The organism is Micromonospora sp. NPDC048907, assembly GCF_055586885.1.
In genome coordinates this window covers 145762-161610 of sequence record NZ_JBVJHI010000007.1, presented here as the reverse complement: position 1 = coordinate 161610, position 15849 = coordinate 145762, and the positions used below count along the sequence as shown (strand labels likewise).

Below are 15849 nucleotides of genomic sequence, written 5' to 3'. Positions count from 1 at the left end.
CGGCGCCGACAGTACGATCTTGGGCATGGCCCTGCTGCACCGCGCGGAACTGCGCCCCTCGAAGCTCGACCTCCTCGCCGCCTGGCTGCCCGGCCGGCCCTGGTTCGCCGGCACCCCCGGCGCCGACGTCACCCGCGTGGCGAGCTACCGGTTCGACGACCCGGCCGGGGAGGTCGGCATCGAGACCATGCTGGTCCGGGCCGGCGACGGGCCGGTCCTCCAGGTGCCGCTGACCTACCGGGGCGCGCCGCTGGCCGGCGCCGACCGGTGGCTGGTCGGCACCACCGACCACTCCGTGCTCGGCCCGCGCTGGGTCTACGACGCCTGCGGCGACCCGGTCTACGCGCCGGCCCTGGCCGCCGCCGTCCTGGCCGACGCCGGCCAGGCCGAGGAGTACTTCGAGGTCGACGGCCGGCGCGAGGTGCGCGCCCCGAACATGACCCTGGCCGGCACCCGGACCGGCGCCGCGCCGGCGCTCGGCGCCGTCCACGAGGTGGTCGACGGCGACCCGACGCTGATCCGGGCCGGTGACGTCGAGCTGGCCCTGGTCCGCCGGCCGGCTCCGGCCGACGCCCCGGCGCCGGCCCGGCTGACCGGCGCCTGGGCGGGGCAGGCCGACCCGGTGCTGCTGGCCTACGCCCGCTGACCCTCGGCCGCGGACGGTCCCCCGGCCCGGCCCGGTGGCCGCTGACCGTCCGCCGGCCGGCCCGGCACCCGGGGTGAGGAAGCGGCCCACGGGTGCCGGGAAGGTGGCAGGATGCGGCGATGGCAGTCAGCACGCGGCCGCTGGGCCGCAGCGGCATCGCGGTCAGCGCCATCGGCATGGGCTGCTGGGCGATCGGCGGCCCCTGGGCCGAGGGTGCCCGGCCGCTGGGCTGGGGCGCCGTGGACGACGCGGAGTCGGTCCGGGCCGTCCGCCGCGCCCTCGACCTCGGGGTGACGCTCTTCGACACCGCCGACACGTACGGCGCGGGGCACGGTGAGCGGATCCTCGGCCGGGCCCTCGCCGGCCGGCGCGACGAGGCGGTGATCGCCACCAAGTGGGGCTACACCTTCGACGAGCGGGCCCGGCAGGCCACCGGGGAGGACGCCTCACCGGAGTACCTGCGGCGGGCGGTCGTCGACTCGCTGCGCCGGCTGGACACCGACCGCATCGACCTCTACCAGCTGCACCTCGCCGACCTTCCGGTGCCCCGGGCCGAGGCGCTGATCGGCACCCTGGAGGACCTGGTCGCCGACGGCCTGGTCCGGGCGTACGGCTGGAGCACCGACCGGGCCGACCGGGCGGCCGCCTTCGCCCAGGTCGCCCGCGGCGCCGCCGCCGTGCAGCACGGCCTGTCGGTGCTCCGGGACGCCCCGGCCATGCTGGCCGTCTGCGAGAAGCACGACCTGGCCAGCCTGGCCCGGGGGCCGCTCGGGATGGGGCTGCTCACCGGCAAGTACACCCCGGAGTCCACGCTGCCCCGCGACGACGTGCGCGGCACCGCGCCGACCTGGCTGGAGTGGTTCCGCAGCGGCCGGCCCGCCCCGGAGTGGCTGCGCCGGGTCGCCGCCGTCCGCGGCGCGCTGACCGCCGACGGCCGGACCCTGGCCCAGGGCGCGCTCGGCTGGATCTGGGCGCGCAGCGGCCGGGCCGTGCCGATCCCCGGCGCCCGCACCGTCGCGCAGGTGGAGGAGAACGCCGCCGCCCTGGACCGCGGCCCGCTCGCCCCCGACCAGTTCGCCGAGGTGGAGCGCCAGCTCGCGGCCCTGCGCGCGGCCGCCCTGCGCGACGCCGACCGCCCGCACTGGCCGATGCCGCCCGTCCCCGCCGCCCGTCCCTGACCCGCCGGCCCCCACGCACCCGCCGCCCGCCCGGGCGCACCTGCGCGGCCCGGGACGGATTCCGGCGGGCGCGGGACGGGCCTGGGCGGCCGGTGCGGTGGCGCGGTCAGGACCGGCCGCCGGCCTCCTTGCGGACCTGCTCGGCGAGGTGGGTGGGCATCGGCTCGTAGCGGGCGAACTCGCGGCGGAAGGTGCCGGTGCCGGCGGTCATCGAGCGCAGCTCGACCGCGTACCGGAGCAGCTCGGTGGCGGGGACCTCGGCGCGGACCAGGGTGCGCCCCTCGGCGTCCGGGTCGGGCTCGGTGCCGAGCACCCGGCCGCGCCGGCCGGACAGGTCGCCCATCACGGCGCCCACCGACGCGTCGGGCACCCGGACGGTCACCTCGTCGACCGGCTCCAGCAGCGTCGGCTGTCCCTTCTCGGCGGCGTCCCGCAGGGCGAGCCCGCCCGCGGTCTGGAACGCCGCGTCGGAGGAGTCGACGCTGTGAGCCTTGCCGTCGAACAGGGTCACCCGCAGGTCCACCACCGGGTAGCCGCCGACCAGGCCGCGTTCCATCTGGGCCCGTACGCCCTTCTCCACCGACGGGATGTAGTTGTGCGGCACCGCGCCGCCGACCACCTTGTCCACGAACTCGAAGCCGGCGCCCCGGGGCAGCGGCGTCACCTCGATGTCGCAGACCGCGTACTGGCCGTGGCCGCCGGACTGCTTGACGTGCCGGCCGTGGCCCCTGGCGGCGACCGTGAACGTCTCGCGCAGCTCCACCCGGACCGGCTCGGTCTCCAGCTCCACACCGCCGGCGCGCAGCCGGTCGAGCACCACGTCGGCGTGCGCCTCGCCCATGCACCAGAGCACCAGCTGGTGGGTCTCGGCGTTGCGGTCCAGCCGCAGGGTCGGGTCGCCGGCGACCAGCCGGGCCAGGTTGCGGGCCAGGGCGTCCTCGTCGGCCCGGCTCTTCGCCACGATGGCCACCGGCAGCAGCGGCTCCGGCATCTCCCACGGGGCGACGAGCAGCGGTTCCTCCTTGGCGGAGATGGTGTCGCCGGTCTCCGCGCTGCCCGACTTGGTGATCGCGCAGATGTCGCCGGCCACCGCGGTCGGCACCTCCCGCAGCGCCGCGCCGAGCGGGCTGTAGATGTGGCCGACCCGCTCGTCGGCGTCGTGGTCGGGGTGACCGCGCTCGGCCATGCCGTGCCCGGACACGTGGACCACCTGGTCCGGGCGGAGCGTGCCGGAGAAGACGCGGACCAGGGAGACCCGCCCGACGTGCCGGTCCACCGTCGTCTTGACCACCTCGGCGACCAGCGGGCCGTCGGGGTCGCAGGCCAGCGGCGGCCGGGGCGAGCCGTCCACCCCGGTGACCGCGGGCAGCTCGTGCTCCAGCGGCGACGGGAACGCCGCCACGAGGCCGTCCAGCAGCGCGTCCAGCCCGACGCCGGTCGCCGCGCAGACCGGCACCACCGGGTAGAAGTGGCCGCGGGCCACCGCCGTCTCCAGGTCGGCGATGAGCACCTCGGTGTCAATCTCCTCGCCGCCGAGGTAGCGGTCCATGAGGGTCTCGTCCTCGCTCTCGGCTATGACGCCCTCGATCAGCTCGTTGCGGGACTCCAGGATGGCCGGCAGGTGCTCCGGGTCCGGCTCGCGCACCGCCGCCGGCAGGCCCTCGGAGTAGTCGAAGACGCGCCGGGTGATCAGCCCCATGAGGCCGGCGACCGACTCGCCGTCGTCGCCCAGCATCGGCAGGTAGAGGGGGAGCACGTTGTCGCCGAAGACCCGCTGGCACAGGGCCACCGCCTCGTCGAAGTCGGCGCGCGGGTGGTCCAGCCGGGTCACCGCCACGGCGCGGGGCATGTCCACCGCGGCGCACTCCTCCCAGAGGGCGGCGGTGGCGGCGTCCATGCCGTCGACGGCGGAGACCACGAACAGCGCCGCGTCGGCGGCCCGCAGCCCGGCGCGCAGCTCGCCGACGAAGTCGCCGTAGCCGGGGGTGTCCAGGAGGTTGACCTTGACGTCGCGGTGCAGCAGCGGGGCGCAGGCCAGGCTCACCGAGCGCTGCTGGCGCACGGCGGCGGGATCGTGGTCGCAGACGGTGGTGCCCTCGGTGACGCTGCCGGCCCGGCCGATCGTGCCGCTGGCCGCGAGCAGCGCCTCGACCAGGGTGGTCTTGCCCGCTCCGGAGTGCCCCACGAGCACCACGTTGCGAACCCTGCCGGGCTCGGTCACCACCGGCGCGCCGCCGGTGACACCCTTCTCCTGATTCTTCTGCGCCATCGCGGCGCACCTCCCTCAACCGGTGGTGGTGGCGACCGCCGCGCGCGACGGGGAAGCGGCCCGGGGCGGGCACCGCGGCGATATCTTCCGGTGATCCCTTGGACGACGGGTAGGCGGACGGGTGGTCCGGTGAGCTGGCTCACCTCCCACGCTCGATCTCACACCGGTAACCGGGCCGACACAAGAGCGCCAGGCGGGTCGGGACGACCGGCTGTGTCCCCGGCCGCTGCCGGCCGTTATCGTGGGACCGCCATGGCGAAGATCTTCCAAGTGACGGCCCGCGCGGGCATGACCCGCGTCGTGGAGCCGGTCGCGCGCGGCCTGCTCCGCGCCGGTGTGTCCCCCAACGCGGTCACCGTGACCGGAACCCTCGGCGTGCTCGCCGGCGCCCTCGGCTTCGGCGCCCGCGGTCATCTGGTCGCCGGCGCGCTGATCGTCACGGTCTTCGCGCTCACCGACCTCCTCGACGGCACGATGGCCAGGATGAGCGGCGGCTCCACCCGGTTCGGGGCCTTCCTCGACTCGAGCATGGACCGGATCGCCGACAGCGCGGTCTTCGGCGCGGTCGCCTACTGGCTGGCCACCGAGCACGACTACTCGGCGGTGGCCGCCGCGCTGCTCTGCCTGGCCGCCGGCGGCCTCGTCTCTTACGTCAAGGCCCGCGCCGAGGGGCTCGGGATGACCTGCAACGTGGGCATCGCCGAGCGCACCGAGCGGCTGCTGATCGTCGGGGTGGGCGGCCTGCTCACCGGCCTCGGCGTGGACCCGGCCCTGGAGATCGCCCTCTGGCTGCTCGCCGCCGTCTCGATCTTCACGGTCGGGCAGCGGATGGCCCACGTGTACCGGCAGGCGCAGCTGGTCGGCCGGGAGTGAACCTCACCGAGGCGGGTTACGTCGCCGGCTGGCGGCTGGTCCGCGCGCTGCCCCGGCCCGTGGTCGCCGCCGCCTTCCGGGCGGGCGCCGACCGCGCCCACCGCGGCAACGGCAGGGGTACGCGGCGGCTGCGCGCCAACCTGCGCCGGGTGGTCGGCCCCGACCTGCCCGAGGCGGAGCTGGAGCGGCTGGTCCGCGACGGCCTGCGGTCGTACGCGCGGTACTGGCTGGAGGCGTTCCGCCTGCCGAGCCTGAGCCGGCAGCAGATCCTCGCCGGGTTCCACCTCGACGGCCAGGAGAAGCTCGCCGCCGACGTGGCGGCCGGCCGGGGCGCCGTGGTCGCGCTGCCGCACGCCGGCAACTGGGACGCCGCCGGCGCCTGGGTGGCGGCCAACGGCTGGCCGATCACCACGGTCGCCGAGCGGCTCAGGCAGGAGGGCCTCTACAAGCGCTTCCTCGCCTTCCGGCAGGGCCTCGGCATGGAGATCCTGCCCACCTCCGGGGGCGACCGGCCGGCGTTCGACGTGCTGGTGGACCGGCTGCGGGCGGGTGCCGTGGTGCCGCTGCTCGCCGACCGGGACCTCTCCGCCCGGGGCGTGGACGTGGAGTTCTTCGGCGGGCCGACCCGGATGCCGCCCGGCCCGGCCCTGCTGGCCATCCGCACCGGCGCGCCGCTCTACGTGGCCTCGCTCTGGTACGAGCCGGACGGCGCCCGCGCCGCCATCGAGGGCCCCCTGGAGCTGCCCGGGGAGGACAGCGCCCCGTTGAACGCCCGGGTGCGGGCGGTGACCCAGCGGATTGCCGACGGTCTGGCGGCGGGCATCGCCCGGCATCCGGAAGACTGGCACATGTTGCAGCGGATGTGGCTGGACCAGCGCACCGACGGCACGATGTCGCAGCCGCCGGCCACCACCGGGACGATCTGAGGGAGCGGGCGCAATGCGGATCGGCATCGTGTGCCCGTACTCCTTCGACGTCCCCGGCGGGGTGCAGAACCACGTCATGGACCTGGCCGAGGCGCTGCTCGGGCTCGGCCACGAGGTGAGCGTGCTGGCGCCGGCCGACGAGGACGCGGCGCTGCCGCCGTACGCGGTGTCGGCCGGCCGGGCCGTGCCGCTGCCGTACAACGGCTCGGTCGCCCGGATCGCCTTCGGCCCGGTCTCCACGGCCCGGGTGCGGCGCTGGATCACCCGGGGCGACTTCGACGTGCTGCACGTGCACGAGCCGCTCACCCCCAGCCTGTCGATGCTCGCCGTGCTCTGCGCCCGGGGCCCGGTGGTGGCCACCTTCCACACCGCGATGACCCGGTCGCGGGTGCTGTCCGCCGCGCAGGGGGTGCTCCAGATCCTGCTGGAGCGGCTCACCGCCCGGATCGCGGTGAGCGCGCTGGCCCGCAAGGTCCAGGTGGAGCACATGGACGGCGGCGCCGTGGAGATCCCCAACGGGGTGGCGGTGGCGAAGTTCGCCGGCGTCGAGCCGCTGCCCGGCTGGCCGGGGGAGTGCGCGCCGGGCACCGGCGGCACGCTCGGCTTCCTGGGCCGGTTCACCGAGCCGCGCAAGGGCTTCCCGATCCTGCGGGACGCCTTCGTGGCGCTCGCCCCGCACCGGCCGGGCCTGCGCCTGCTGGTCGCCGGGCCGGGCGACGCCGACGACCTCTACGGGCAGTTCCCGGCCGAGCTGCGGGACCGGGTGACCTTCCTCGGCATGGTCTCCGAGGCCGACAAACCTCGCATGCTGCGCAGCCTGCACCTCTACGTCGCGCCGAACACCGGAGGGGAGTCCTTCGGGATGATCCTCACCGAGGCGCTCGCCGCCGGCACCACCGTGGTGGCCAGCGACCTGGACGCGTTCCGCCGGGTGCTCGACGGCGGGCGGGCCGGCCGGCTCTTCCCGACCGGGGACGCGGCGGCGCTGCGCGGCGCCCTGACCGAACTGCTCGACGACGCGGGGCAGCGGGCCGGGCTGACCGCCGCCGGCGACCAGGTGGTGGCGAATTTCGACTGGCCCGTGGTTGCCCGGCGGGTTCTGGAGGTATACGCAGCGGCGATCGAGGCCACCGACGGCCGGGTCATGGACCAGGAATGGGCGGGGCTGGGCTGAATCCGGTGGCCGGTGGGGCCGCTGTGACGAGCGCGTCGACCGGTGCCCGCGCCGGCCGGGCGGGATGAGGAGCAGCACTACGATGCCGGGCATGTGGTGGGTGGTGGGCGGGGCGCTGGCGCTCGGGCTGGTCTCGGCGTACCTGATCTGGACCGCCGGCCGGGTCGAGCGGCTGCAGGCCCGCGCCGAGTCGGCGGCCCGGGCGCTCGACGCGCACCTGCTGCGCCGCGCGGCCGCCGCCGCGGTGCTGGCCGAGCAGCGCTACGGCGTCGAGCTGTACTCCGCCGCCCGGATCGCCCTGGACGCCGTCGGCGAGGAGCGGGAGGCCGCGGAGAACGACCTCACCCGGCAGCTGCGCACGGTCGAGCTGGACCCGGCGGACCCGGCCTGCGAGGCGGTGATCGCGGCGAGCCGCCGGCTGGCACTGGCCCGGCAGGTGCACACCGACCTGGTCCGCGACGCCCGGGCCGCCCGCGGCCGCCCCCTGGTACGCCTGCTGCGGATGGGCCGCGGGCGGGAGTGGCCCCGCTACTTCGACGTCGACGACCCCACGCTCACCCCGAAGGCGGACGTCACCACGGGCTGAGCGGGCGGTGGCCCGACCCCGGTGACGCCGACCACAGAGCAGGCCACCGGGGGTCTGATTGGCTGTGGGACCGGCGTTGACACCGTCGTAGCCTGTGCGCAGCCACCCCCCGAGCACGTCCAAGGAGCGATGACCCGTGCCCGAATCCACCTCCCCGAACACCAACGCCAACCCGGTCGTCGGCACCGCCCGCGTCAAGCGGGGCATGGCCGAGATGCTCAAGGGCGGCGTGATCATGGACGTGGTCACCCCCGAGCAGGCCAAGATCGCCGAGGACGCCGGCGCCGTCGCCGTCATGGCGCTGGAGCGGGTGCCCGCCGACATCCGCGCCCAGGGCGGCGTCTCCCGGATGAGCGACCCGGACATGATCGACGGCATCATCAACGCCGTGTCGATCCCCGTCATGGCCAAGGCCCGGATCGGCCACTTCGTCGAGGCGCAGGTCCTCCAGTCCCTCGGCGTCGACTACGTCGACGAGTCCGAGGTGCTGACCCCGGCCGACTACGAGAACCACATCGACAAGTGGGCGTTCACCGTCCCCTTCGTCTGCGGCGCGACCAACCTGGGCGAGGCGCTGCGCCGGATCACCGAGGGCGCCGCCATGATCCGCTCGAAGGGTGAGGCCGGCACCGGCGACGTCTCCAACGCCACCACCCACATGCGGAAGATCCGCAAGGAGATCCGCCGGCTCCAGTCGCTGCCGGCCGACGAGCTGTTCGTGGCCGCCAAGGAGCTGCAGGCGCCGTACGAGCTGGTCAAGGAGATCGCCGAGACCGGCAAGCTGCCGGTCGTGCTGTTCACCGCGGGCGGCATCGCCACCCCGGCCGACGCGGCCATGATGATGCAGCTCGGCGCCGAGGGCGTCTTCGTCGGCTCGGGCATCTTCAAGTCGGGCAACCCGGCCCAGCGCGCCGCCGCGATCGTCAAGGCCACCACCTTCCACGACGACCCGGACGTGCTGGCCAAGGTCTCCCGGGGCCTGGGCGAGGCGATGGTCGGCATCAACGTCGACGAGATCCCGCAGCCGCACCGGCTGGCCGAGCGCGGCTGGTGACGGTGACCGGACGGGGCCCGGCCCGGGCCCCGTCCGACGAGCGGAAGGAGCGCGGAGTGACCGCACCCGTCATCGGTGTGCTCGCCCTCCAGGGCGACGTGCGCGAGCACCTCGCCGCCCTGGCCGGGGCCGGCGCGGACGCCCGTCCGGTGCGCCGCCCGGCCGAGTTGGACGCGGTCGACGGCCTGGTGGTCCCGGGTGGCGAGTCGACCACCATGAGCAAGCTCGCCGACATCTTCGAGATGCGCGAGCCGATCGACAAGCGGATCGCCGGCGGCATGCCGGTCTACGGGTCCTGCGCCGGCATGATCATGCTGGCCGCCGAGGTGCTGGACGGCCGCCCCGACCAGCGTGGCTTCGCCGGCATCGACATGACCGTCCGGCGCAACGCCTTCGGCCGGCAGGTCGACTCGTTCGAGGCGCCGGTCGAGATCACCGGGGTCGGGGGCCCGCCGTTCCACGCGGTCTTCATCCGGGCCCCGTGGGTCGAGCGGGTGGGCGCGGGCGTCGAGGTGCTCGGCCGGGTCACCGACGACGACACCAGGTCGCAGCGTGGCGTCCGACGCGCCGAGCTGGAGTCGTCGTCCGGGCCGGCCGCCGACCGGATCGTCGCCGTGCGGCAGGGCCACCTGCTGGCCACCTCCTTCCACCCCGAACTCACCGGCGACCTGCGGCTGCACCGCTACTTCGTGGATCTCGTCCGGGCCGCCGCCTGAGCTGTCGCGGCACCGCCCCCGGTGCGGGTGTGACATGCGGGGACGCGACCTCGGTAGGATTGCGGCGGTTCGGCAGGGCTCACCGCCCGCCGCCGCCCCCCAGCCGACCGCCCGGCGGTCCCGGTTCGGCGCGGGCGCGGACAGTCGACGCAGGCGTGGGTCAACAGACGGAGGTATGAGATGTCCGGCCACTCAAAGTGGGCGACCACCAAGCACAAGAAGGCCGTCATCGACGCCAAGCGCGGCAAGATGTTCGCCAAGCTGATCAAGAACGTCGAGGTCGCGGCCCGGACCGGCGGCGGGGACCCCGCCGGTAACCCGACCCTCTACGACGCCATCCAGAAGGCGAAGAAGAGCTCGGTGCCGAACGACAACATCGACCGCGCCGTCAAGCGCGGCTCGGGCCTGGAGGCCGGCGGCGCCGACTGGCAGACCATCATGTACGAGGGCTACGGCCCGAACGGCGTGGCCATGCTCATCGAGTGCCTCACCGACAACCGCAACCGCGCCGCCACCGAGGTGCGCACGGCGCTGACCCGCAACGGCGGCTCGCTCGCCGACGCCGGCTCGGTGTCGTACATGTTCTCCCGCAAGGGTGTGGTGATCGTCCCCAAGGAGGGCACCACCGAGGACGACGTGATGATGGCCGTGCTCGACGCGGGCGCCGAGGAGGTCAACGACCTCGGTGAGGCGTTCGAGGTGGTCTCCGAGCCGACCGACCTCATCCCGGTGCGCACCGCCCTGCAGGACGCCGGCATCGAGTACGAGTCGGCCGAGTCCTCCCTCATCCCCAGCGTCAACGTGCCGCTGGACGAGGAGGGCGCGCGCAAGATCTTCAAGCTGATCGACGTCCTCGAGGACTGCGACGACGTGCAGAACGTCTACGCCAACTTCGACGTCTCCGACGAGGTCATGGCCGCCGTCGGCTGACCTCCACCCCACGTACGCGCACTCCGCGCCGGGCGACCAGGTCGCCCGGCGCGAAGTCGTCTCCCGGCCCGGTCAGCAGGACGTCCCCCGCCGGAAGGCCCGCTCGACGTGGGACGCCGCGCCGGCCTCGTAGTAGCCGACCCCGGGGCGGATCGGGTGGCCGGTGAACAGTTCGACGCGGGACCCGAACCGGACCAGGTACGCCTCGGCGTCCCCGGCGTCGTTGCGGATCAGGCCGCCGCGCCGCCCGTAGATGCGCTCCAGGTCGGCGAAGGACATGCCGACCGACGCACCGGCGGGGGAGCGGGGCGGGACGGTGGCCGTACCCACCGACACCAGCCGGCCGTCCCGGAAGGCCAGCAGGACCTTCCCGGCCCAGACCCCGGTGGCGCCGGCGTGTTGTACCCCGGCGCACCCGGGCGCCGTCCAGTCGATCAGGCCGGCCGCCGCGAGCCGGTCCAGCCGGGCGCCGATCCGGTACGGCCCGGCGCCGCGGACGCTGAGCACCTCGACCTCCGCGGCGGACGCGCCCACCGGGGCCGCCGGCGCGGGGTCGGCGGTCGCCCGGGCCGCCGGCACGCCGGCCGAGGCCGGGGCGGCGGTCACCGGGGCGACGGTGGCGAGGGCCAGCAGCCCGGTGAGGATGGTGGGCCAGAGACGGTTCATGGCGGTTCTCCTTCGGTTCGGTTCTCCTGCCCTGTTGGTCTCCGGCCCGGCGGGTTCGGTTCGTCGGGTTCCCGACCGCCTTCGGGGACCGGTGGGCGAGGTCGGGAGTGCCCCCGGCCGGTCACGGCGTCTACCGTCGGGGGAACGGCGGCCGGGGTGGTGATGCGATGACGGCGCCGACCCGGATCGGGGCCTACCGGGTGGAGCGGCTGCTCGGGGCGGGGTCCTTCGCCACGGTCTGGCTCGCGTACGACCCGGTGCTCGACGGCCGGGTGGCGGTCAAGGTGCTGGCCGAGAACTGGAGCCACGACCTGCGGGTGCGGGAACGCTTCCTGGACGAGGCCCGGCTGCTGCGCCGGCTGGACCACGACCGCCTCGTCCGGGTGCACGCCGTGGGCGAACTGCCCGACGGCCGCCCGTACTCGGTGCTGGCCTGGGCGGACGGCGGCAGCCTCCGGGACCGGCTGGCCGGGGGCCCGCTGCCGGTGGCCGCGGCCGTGGCGTTGCTCGACGAGATCGCGGCGGGGGTGGCGGTGCTGCACCGGCACGGCGTGGTGCACCGGGACCTGACGCCGGGCAACATCCTGTTCCGGTCGGGGCCGGGCCGTGAGCGGGTGCTCATCGCCGACCTGGGGCTGGCCAAGGCGCTCGCCGCCGCCTCCGGGCTGACCGCCCGCGCGGGCACTCCCGGCTACATGGCGCCGGAGCAGGACGACCCGCTCGCGGTCGTCGACACCCGCGCGGACGTGTTCGGGCTGGGCCGCCTCGGCCTCCGGCTGCTCGGCGACGCCGTGCCGACCGGTGGTTCCCGGCCCGGCCGTGCACCGCCGAGACTGCGGGCCGGCGTGCCGCCCGCGGTCGCCACGGTGCTCCGGACCGCCACCGCCGCGCGGCCGGCCGACCGCTACCCGGACGCGGCGTCGTTCCGGGCGGCCCTCCGGCGAGCCGCCCCGGGCCTCGGCGGGCCGGCTCCCACGGCCCGCGCCGGGCCCGCCGCGGCGCCCGCCGCCCCGCCGCCCCGCCGGCGGCGGCTCGCCGTCTTGGGCGCGGTCGCGGTGCTGCTCGTCGCCGCGGGTGCGACGGCCGGCGACGCCGCCGGCCGCACCGGGACCGGCGTCCTGGGCCGCAGCGGCCCGCTGACCGTCGCCCTGCCGTCCGGCTGGCGGGCCGACGGCACCGGCTGGACCGGGCAGTACGGCGACGACGGCGAGCTGGAGCCGGCGCTGGTGGTGTCCCCGGACCCGGGCCGCTGGGCGGCGGACCCGAGCGCGCCGGGCGCCTTCGTCGGCCTCTCCGCCGGTACGGCCCGCCGCACCACCCCGGAGGGCTTCCTCGCCGAACGCCCGCACGCGGACTGCGCCGCGGCGCCGGTGCGGCACACCCGGCAGGGCGGCGTCGACTGGGTGGTGGCCGCGTTCGCCTGCCCCGCCGGCCGGCCGGTGATCGTCGAGGCCGCCGGGCGGGCCGCCGGTGCGGCCGGCCTGCTCTACGTGCAGCTCACCCCGCCGCCGGGCGGTGGCCCGGAGTTCGTCGACGCCCTGCTCGCCGGGGTGCGGGTCCGGTAGGCCGCCGGGTCAGACCACCACCACCGTGATCGGGTACGTCCGGCCGTCCTGCGGGATCGTCACCACGACGGTGCCGGTCCGCACGAACCGGATGTCCACCACGCCGGCCTCGTAGCTGCGGGAGACCAGGTCCTCCCGGTCCACGGTGACCTGACCCGGCCCGATGCCCCGGATGCGCAGCATCCCGCCGGTGGCGAAGCAGAGCGACTTCAGCAGCGCCAGCTCGGTCTCGGCGAGGACCAGGTCGTAGCGGACCGGGCCGAGGCACGCGCCCGGCAGCGCGGGCGACGCGGGCGGCCGGGCCGTCCGGCTGCGGGTCGGCGCGGGCGGCGTGGGGCGCCGGCTCGGCGGGGTGACCGTCGACGGCCCCGGAGCGGGTGCGGTGGGGGTGGGCGGCGCGGCGGCGCCGACGGTGCTCGTCGCCGGGGTCGGCGGCCGGACCGGCAGCGGCGAGACCGGGCGGTCGGCGGCGCAGCCCGGCACACCCGCCAGGACGGCCAGGACGGCGAGCGCGGCGGGACGCCGGCGGCCACGGCTGCGCGGCTCACCCATCGGACATCCGCCGCCGGACCTGCCGGCGGGCCTCGTGGATCCGGGACTTGACCGTCCCCTCCGGCACGTCGAGCAGGCCGGCGATCTCGCGGTAGCCGAGCCCGAGCACGTCCCGCAGCGTCACCGCCTCGGCGAGGTCGGGCGCGACCCTGTCGAGCGCGTCGAGCAGGTCCAGCCGGGTGCCGGCGACCACGCTGGTCCGCCGGGGGTCGGGCGGGTCGGGCAGCGGCACCCCGCCGGCCTCCAGTTGCCAGCGCCGGCGCAGCACCCGGTAGGTGGAGCGCGCCCGGTTGGCGGTGAGCCGGTACAGCCAGGTGTGGAACGACGAGCGCTCCTCGAACCGGGTGATCCCGCGGGCCAGCGCGAGCAGCGCGTCCTGGCAGGCCTCCTCGGCGTCCTGCCGGTGGGGCAGCAGGCGGGCGCACTGGCGGAGCACCTCGGGCCGTACGGCGACCAGCAGCGCGTCGAGCGCTCCCGGGTCGCCGCGCGCGGCCGACCGGGCCAGCTCGTCGGTACCGTCCGGGAGAGGCATCAGCTCGTCCAGTGCTCGCCGGTGGGCCGGGGGTTCCAGGCTATGCCCGCCGCCGCCCGCGGGCCCCGGAGGAGTCCGGCAGCCGACGCAAGGGCACCGGCGTGTCCGGGTTCGCCGGGAAACCGGGCTGACCTGCCGGCCCGCGCCCCCGTACCCTGCCGGCATGCTCGTTCCCGACCTGCCGCTGCGCACCGAGCGCCTGCTGCTGCGCGCCTTCACCCTCGCCGACCTGGCCGTCCTCCGCGACTACCGCGGCCGGCCGGAGGTGACCCGGTTCCTCTACCACGAGCCCTACACCGACGCCGCCGCCCGGGCCGCGGTGGACCGGATGGTGCGCCGCACCGCGCTGCGCCAGCCGGGTGACGTGCTCAACCTGGCCGTCGTCCTGGCGGAGACCGGCGAGTTCGTGGGCGACGTGCTGCTCAGCTGGACCAGCGGGGAGCACCGCCAGGGCGAGATCGGCTACGTCGCCCACCCCGACCACACCGGCCGGGGGTACGTCACCGAGGCGGCGCGGGAGATGCTGCGGCTCGGCTTCGACGGCCTCGGGCTGCACCGGATCGTCGGCCGGCTGGACGCCCGCAACACCGCGTCGGCCCGGGTGCTGGAGCGCCTCGGCATGCGCCGCGAGGCGCACCTGCGGGAGAACGAGTTCGTCAAGGGCGAGTGGACCGACGAGGCCGTGTACGCCCTGCTCGCCCGCGAGTGGCGGGCGCTGGCGACAAGCGTCTGAGGCCGGGCGCGCACGGGCCCGGCCGCGCCCCCCGTCGGGAGGGCGCGACCGGGCCGGCGGCGGGTGTTCAGCCGGCGGCCTTGCGGGCCTTCACCGCGCTGTCGATCACGGCCCAGACCACGACCGCGGCGGTGACCACGGCGGCGACGCGGGTCACGTCGTCCGCGCCGCCCTCGCGCAGCCAGGCGAACCGCTCGATCAGCGCCGGGTTGAGCAGCCGGTCGGTGATCAGCAGCCAGATCAGCGGCACCGCGAACGCCAGTTCGAGCACGGCGTTGACCGCGACCAGCCGCCAGGTCCACCGGCCGGCCCGGTACTTCGCGATCTCCAGGCCCACGCTGGCGACCAGCACCACGATCAGCGCCGGCAGCCACAGGCGCCAGAGCGCCGGGTCGAGCATCGGCAGCCGGGAGCCGTCCCCGGACAGCCAGGGCTGGAAGTGCTGCCACGGGAGGTACGCGATGGCGACGACCAGGAACACGACCGAGGCGCAGGTGTCGACCAGGGTGACCTGCCGCTCCCGGGTCTCCTCGGGCAACTGGTCGACCGTCCACTCGGGCAGGTTGAGCGAGGTGTCGGTGCGCTCCAGCACGGCGAAGCTCAGCGTGACCCAGAACGCGATCTGCACGGCGGTCTGCAGGGCGCTCGCGATGCCGGCGCCGATCGCCGCGCCCGGTTCGCCCCCGACCGTCGCCTTGACCACGCCGGCGACCACGCCGACGATCGCCGGGATGAAGGTGAGCAGCAGCCGCAGCACCCGCCACCAGACCAGGTAGTAGCGCGGGCCGATGAGCTGGAGGCGGCGGTCGGTGTAGCGGGCGGCGAGCTGTTCGGGGTTGCCCAGCTCGGTGAGCACCTCGCGCTCGGCGGTCTCGCGCTCCTGGCCGCCGCCGGTCCGGTCGTCGATCATGTCCTCGATGGAGGCGCGCAGCTCGTCGGCGAGCTCCGCCCGGCGCTGCTGCGGCACGGCCCGCAGGGTGGCCGCGAGGTAACGGTCGGTCAGGGAGCTCATCGTCCCACTCCTTCGATCAGCTGGGTGACGGACGTCTGCACCGCGGCCAGGTCGTCGAGGAGGCGGCCCAGCACCGCTTCGCCGTCGTCACTGGTGCGGTAGAACTTGCGCGGCCGGCTCTCCTCGGTGTTCCACTCGCTGGTCAGCAGCCCCTGCTCCTCCAGCCGGCGGAGGAGGGGATAGAGGGTGTTGGCGTCGACCGGGAAGCCGTGCGCGGCCAGCCGTTGCAGCAGCGCGTAGCCGTAGTCGGGTCGGCGCAGGGCCACCAGGCTGGCCACCACGACGCTGCCGCGCCGCAGCTCCTGGAGATGGGTCCGGAGGACCTCGTCGCTCACCATGCGTCACACCATAGTGTGCGTCACACACTATTTGCAAGAGGCACACCATCGTGTGCGCCACCACCATCGGAACGGAGAGACCCGGGACACCCCCGGCGC

At 75.6% G+C, this 15849-nt stretch carries 17 protein-coding genes; 11 read left to right on the top strand and 6 right to left on the bottom strand.

What is annotated here, in order from left to right; all coding sequences use genetic code 11:
* Positions 1–25: 25 nt before the first annotated feature.
* Positions 26–646, top strand: a complete 621-nt coding sequence (locus tag ACZ6PY_RS24840) for a CG0192-related protein (RefSeq protein WP_466075591.1) — start codon at positions 26–28, stop codon at positions 644–646.
* 119 nt (positions 647–765) lie between these two features.
* Complete coding sequence (locus ACZ6PY_RS24835; RefSeq protein ID WP_466075588.1) at positions 766–1824, top strand: aldo/keto reductase; 1059 nt, start codon at positions 766–768, stop codon at positions 1822–1824.
* 106 nt (positions 1825–1930) lie between these two features.
* Here ACZ6PY_RS24835 and ACZ6PY_RS24830 read toward each other — a convergent pair whose 3' ends face one another.
* Entirely contained in the window at positions 1931–4093 is a 2163-nt protein-coding gene (locus ACZ6PY_RS24830; RefSeq protein WP_466075585.1) for an elongation factor G-like protein EF-G2, read from the bottom strand.
* Positions 4094–4345: 252 nt separating this feature from the next.
* On the opposite strand from ACZ6PY_RS24830, the gene pgsA reads away from it, so the two are divergent.
* From pgsA to ACZ6PY_RS24795, 7 genes are all read left to right on the top strand, one after another.
* Entirely contained in the window at positions 4346–4966 is a 621-nt protein-coding gene (gene pgsA, locus ACZ6PY_RS24825; RefSeq protein WP_466075582.1) for a phosphatidylinositol phosphate synthase, read from the top strand.
* Entirely contained in the window at positions 4963–5892 is a 930-nt protein-coding gene (locus ACZ6PY_RS24820) for a phosphatidylinositol mannoside acyltransferase (protein ID WP_466075579.1), read from the top strand. The genes pgsA and ACZ6PY_RS24820 overlap by 4 nt, the downstream gene beginning before the upstream one ends.
* 13 nt (positions 5893–5905) lie before the next feature.
* Positions 5906–7066, top strand: a complete 1161-nt coding sequence (locus ACZ6PY_RS24815; protein ID WP_466075576.1) for a glycosyltransferase family 4 protein — start codon at positions 5906–5908, stop codon at positions 7064–7066.
* An 82-nt stretch (positions 7067–7148) separates the two neighbouring features.
* The gene (locus tag ACZ6PY_RS24810) at positions 7149–7652 is read left to right on the top strand and encodes a hypothetical protein (protein WP_466075573.1); all 504 of its coding nucleotides are present in this window, start codon (positions 7149–7151) and stop codon (positions 7650–7652) included.
* A gap of 136 nt (positions 7653–7788) precedes the next feature.
* Positions 7789–8706 (top strand): pyridoxal 5'-phosphate synthase lyase subunit PdxS, encoded by a 918-nt coding sequence (gene pdxS, locus ACZ6PY_RS24805; protein WP_107075150.1) that lies wholly within the window; start codon positions 7789–7791, stop codon positions 8704–8706.
* A 56-nt stretch (positions 8707–8762) separates the two neighbouring features.
* Complete coding sequence (pdxT, locus tag ACZ6PY_RS24800; protein WP_466075570.1) at positions 8763–9422, top strand: pyridoxal 5'-phosphate synthase glutaminase subunit PdxT; 660 nt, start codon at positions 8763–8765, stop codon at positions 9420–9422.
* Between the two features lie 180 nt (positions 9423–9602).
* Positions 9603–10352 carry a YebC/PmpR family DNA-binding transcriptional regulator gene (locus ACZ6PY_RS24795; RefSeq protein WP_151464323.1) on the top strand — a complete coding sequence of 250 codons (750 nt, stop codon included), beginning with the start codon at positions 9603–9605 and terminating at the stop codon, positions 10350–10352.
* A 72-nt stretch (positions 10353–10424) separates the two neighbouring features.
* Here ACZ6PY_RS24795 and ACZ6PY_RS24790 read toward each other — a convergent pair whose 3' ends face one another.
* Positions 10425–11018 carry a hypothetical protein gene (locus ACZ6PY_RS24790; protein ID WP_466075567.1) on the bottom strand — a complete coding sequence of 198 codons (594 nt, stop codon included), beginning with the start codon at positions 11016–11018 and terminating at the stop codon, positions 10425–10427.
* Between the two features lie 167 nt (positions 11019–11185).
* Between ACZ6PY_RS24790 and ACZ6PY_RS24785 the strand changes: the two genes are divergently transcribed.
* Positions 11186–12583 (top strand): serine/threonine-protein kinase, encoded by a 1398-nt coding sequence (locus ACZ6PY_RS24785; protein WP_466075561.1) that lies wholly within the window; start codon positions 11186–11188, stop codon positions 12581–12583.
* 9 nt (positions 12584–12592) lie between these two features.
* On the opposite strand, the gene ACZ6PY_RS24780 is transcribed toward ACZ6PY_RS24785, so the two are convergent.
* On the bottom strand, positions 12593–13135 hold the full coding sequence (locus tag ACZ6PY_RS24780; RefSeq protein ID WP_466075556.1) for a hypothetical protein: 543 nt from the start codon (positions 13133–13135) through the stop codon (positions 12593–12595).
* Positions 13128–13667 (bottom strand): RNA polymerase sigma factor, encoded by a 540-nt coding sequence (locus ACZ6PY_RS24775; RefSeq protein ID WP_466075553.1) that lies wholly within the window; start codon positions 13665–13667, stop codon positions 13128–13130. Before ACZ6PY_RS24775 ends, ACZ6PY_RS24780 begins: the two co-directional genes overlap by 8 nt.
* 163 nt (positions 13668–13830) lie before the next feature.
* Between ACZ6PY_RS24775 and ACZ6PY_RS24770 the strand changes: the two genes are divergently transcribed.
* A complete protein-coding gene (locus tag ACZ6PY_RS24770; RefSeq protein WP_466075550.1) occupies positions 13831–14400 on the top strand; it encodes a GNAT family N-acetyltransferase in 570 nt (189 codons plus the stop codon).
* A 67-nt stretch (positions 14401–14467) separates the two neighbouring features.
* On the opposite strand, the gene ACZ6PY_RS24765 is transcribed toward ACZ6PY_RS24770, so the two are convergent.
* Both ACZ6PY_RS24765 and ACZ6PY_RS24760 read right to left on the bottom strand, forming a co-directional pair.
* The gene (locus ACZ6PY_RS24765; RefSeq protein ID WP_466075545.1) at positions 14468–15412 is read right to left on the bottom strand and encodes a permease prefix domain 1-containing protein; all 945 of its coding nucleotides are present in this window, start codon (positions 15410–15412) and stop codon (positions 14468–14470) included.
* Entirely contained in the window at positions 15409–15750 is a 342-nt protein-coding gene (locus tag ACZ6PY_RS24760; RefSeq protein WP_466075539.1) for a PadR family transcriptional regulator, read from the bottom strand. The genes ACZ6PY_RS24765 and ACZ6PY_RS24760 overlap by 4 nt, the downstream gene beginning before the upstream one ends.
* Positions 15751–15849: the final 99 nt, after the last annotated feature.

Bases quoted from the DNA above. Each gene is read 5' to 3' on its own strand.
- ACZ6PY_RS24840 (WP_466075591.1), top strand. From the start codon at position 26: ATGGCCCTGCTGCACCGCGCGGAACTGCGCCCCTCGAAGCTCGACCTC.
- ACZ6PY_RS24835 (WP_466075588.1), top strand. From the start codon at position 766: ATGGCAGTCAGCACGCGGCCGCTGGGCCGCAGCGGCATCGCGGTCAGC.
- ACZ6PY_RS24830 (WP_466075585.1), bottom strand. From the start codon at position 4,093: ATGGCGCAGAAGAATCAGGAGAAGGGTGTCACCGGCGGCGCGCCGGTG.
- pgsA (WP_466075582.1), top strand. From the start codon at position 4,346: ATGGCGAAGATCTTCCAAGTGACGGCCCGCGCGGGCATGACCCGCGTC.
- ACZ6PY_RS24815 (WP_466075576.1), top strand. From the start codon at position 5,906: ATGCGGATCGGCATCGTGTGCCCGTACTCCTTCGACGTCCCCGGCGGG.
- ACZ6PY_RS24810 (WP_466075573.1), top strand. From the start codon at position 7,149: ATGCCGGGCATGTGGTGGGTGGTGGGCGGGGCGCTGGCGCTCGGGCTG.
- ACZ6PY_RS24795 (WP_151464323.1), top strand. From the start codon at position 9,603: ATGTCCGGCCACTCAAAGTGGGCGACCACCAAGCACAAGAAGGCCGTC.
- ACZ6PY_RS24790 (WP_466075567.1), bottom strand. From the start codon at position 11,018: ATGAACCGTCTCTGGCCCACCATCCTCACCGGGCTGCTGGCCCTCGCC.
- ACZ6PY_RS24785 (WP_466075561.1), top strand. From the start codon at position 11,186: ATGACGGCGCCGACCCGGATCGGGGCCTACCGGGTGGAGCGGCTGCTC.
- ACZ6PY_RS24780 (WP_466075556.1), bottom strand. From the start codon at position 13,135: ATGGGTGAGCCGCGCAGCCGTGGCCGCCGGCGTCCCGCCGCGCTCGCC.
- ACZ6PY_RS24775 (WP_466075553.1), bottom strand. From the start codon at position 13,667: ATGCCTCTCCCGGACGGTACCGACGAGCTGGCCCGGTCGGCCGCGCGC.
- ACZ6PY_RS24770 (WP_466075550.1), top strand. From the start codon at position 13,831: ATGCTCGTTCCCGACCTGCCGCTGCGCACCGAGCGCCTGCTGCTGCGC.
- ACZ6PY_RS24765 (WP_466075545.1), bottom strand. From the start codon at position 15,412: ATGAGCTCCCTGACCGACCGTTACCTCGCGGCCACCCTGCGGGCCGTG.
- ACZ6PY_RS24760 (WP_466075539.1), bottom strand. From the start codon at position 15,750: ATGGTGAGCGACGAGGTCCTCCGGACCCATCTCCAGGAGCTGCGGCGC.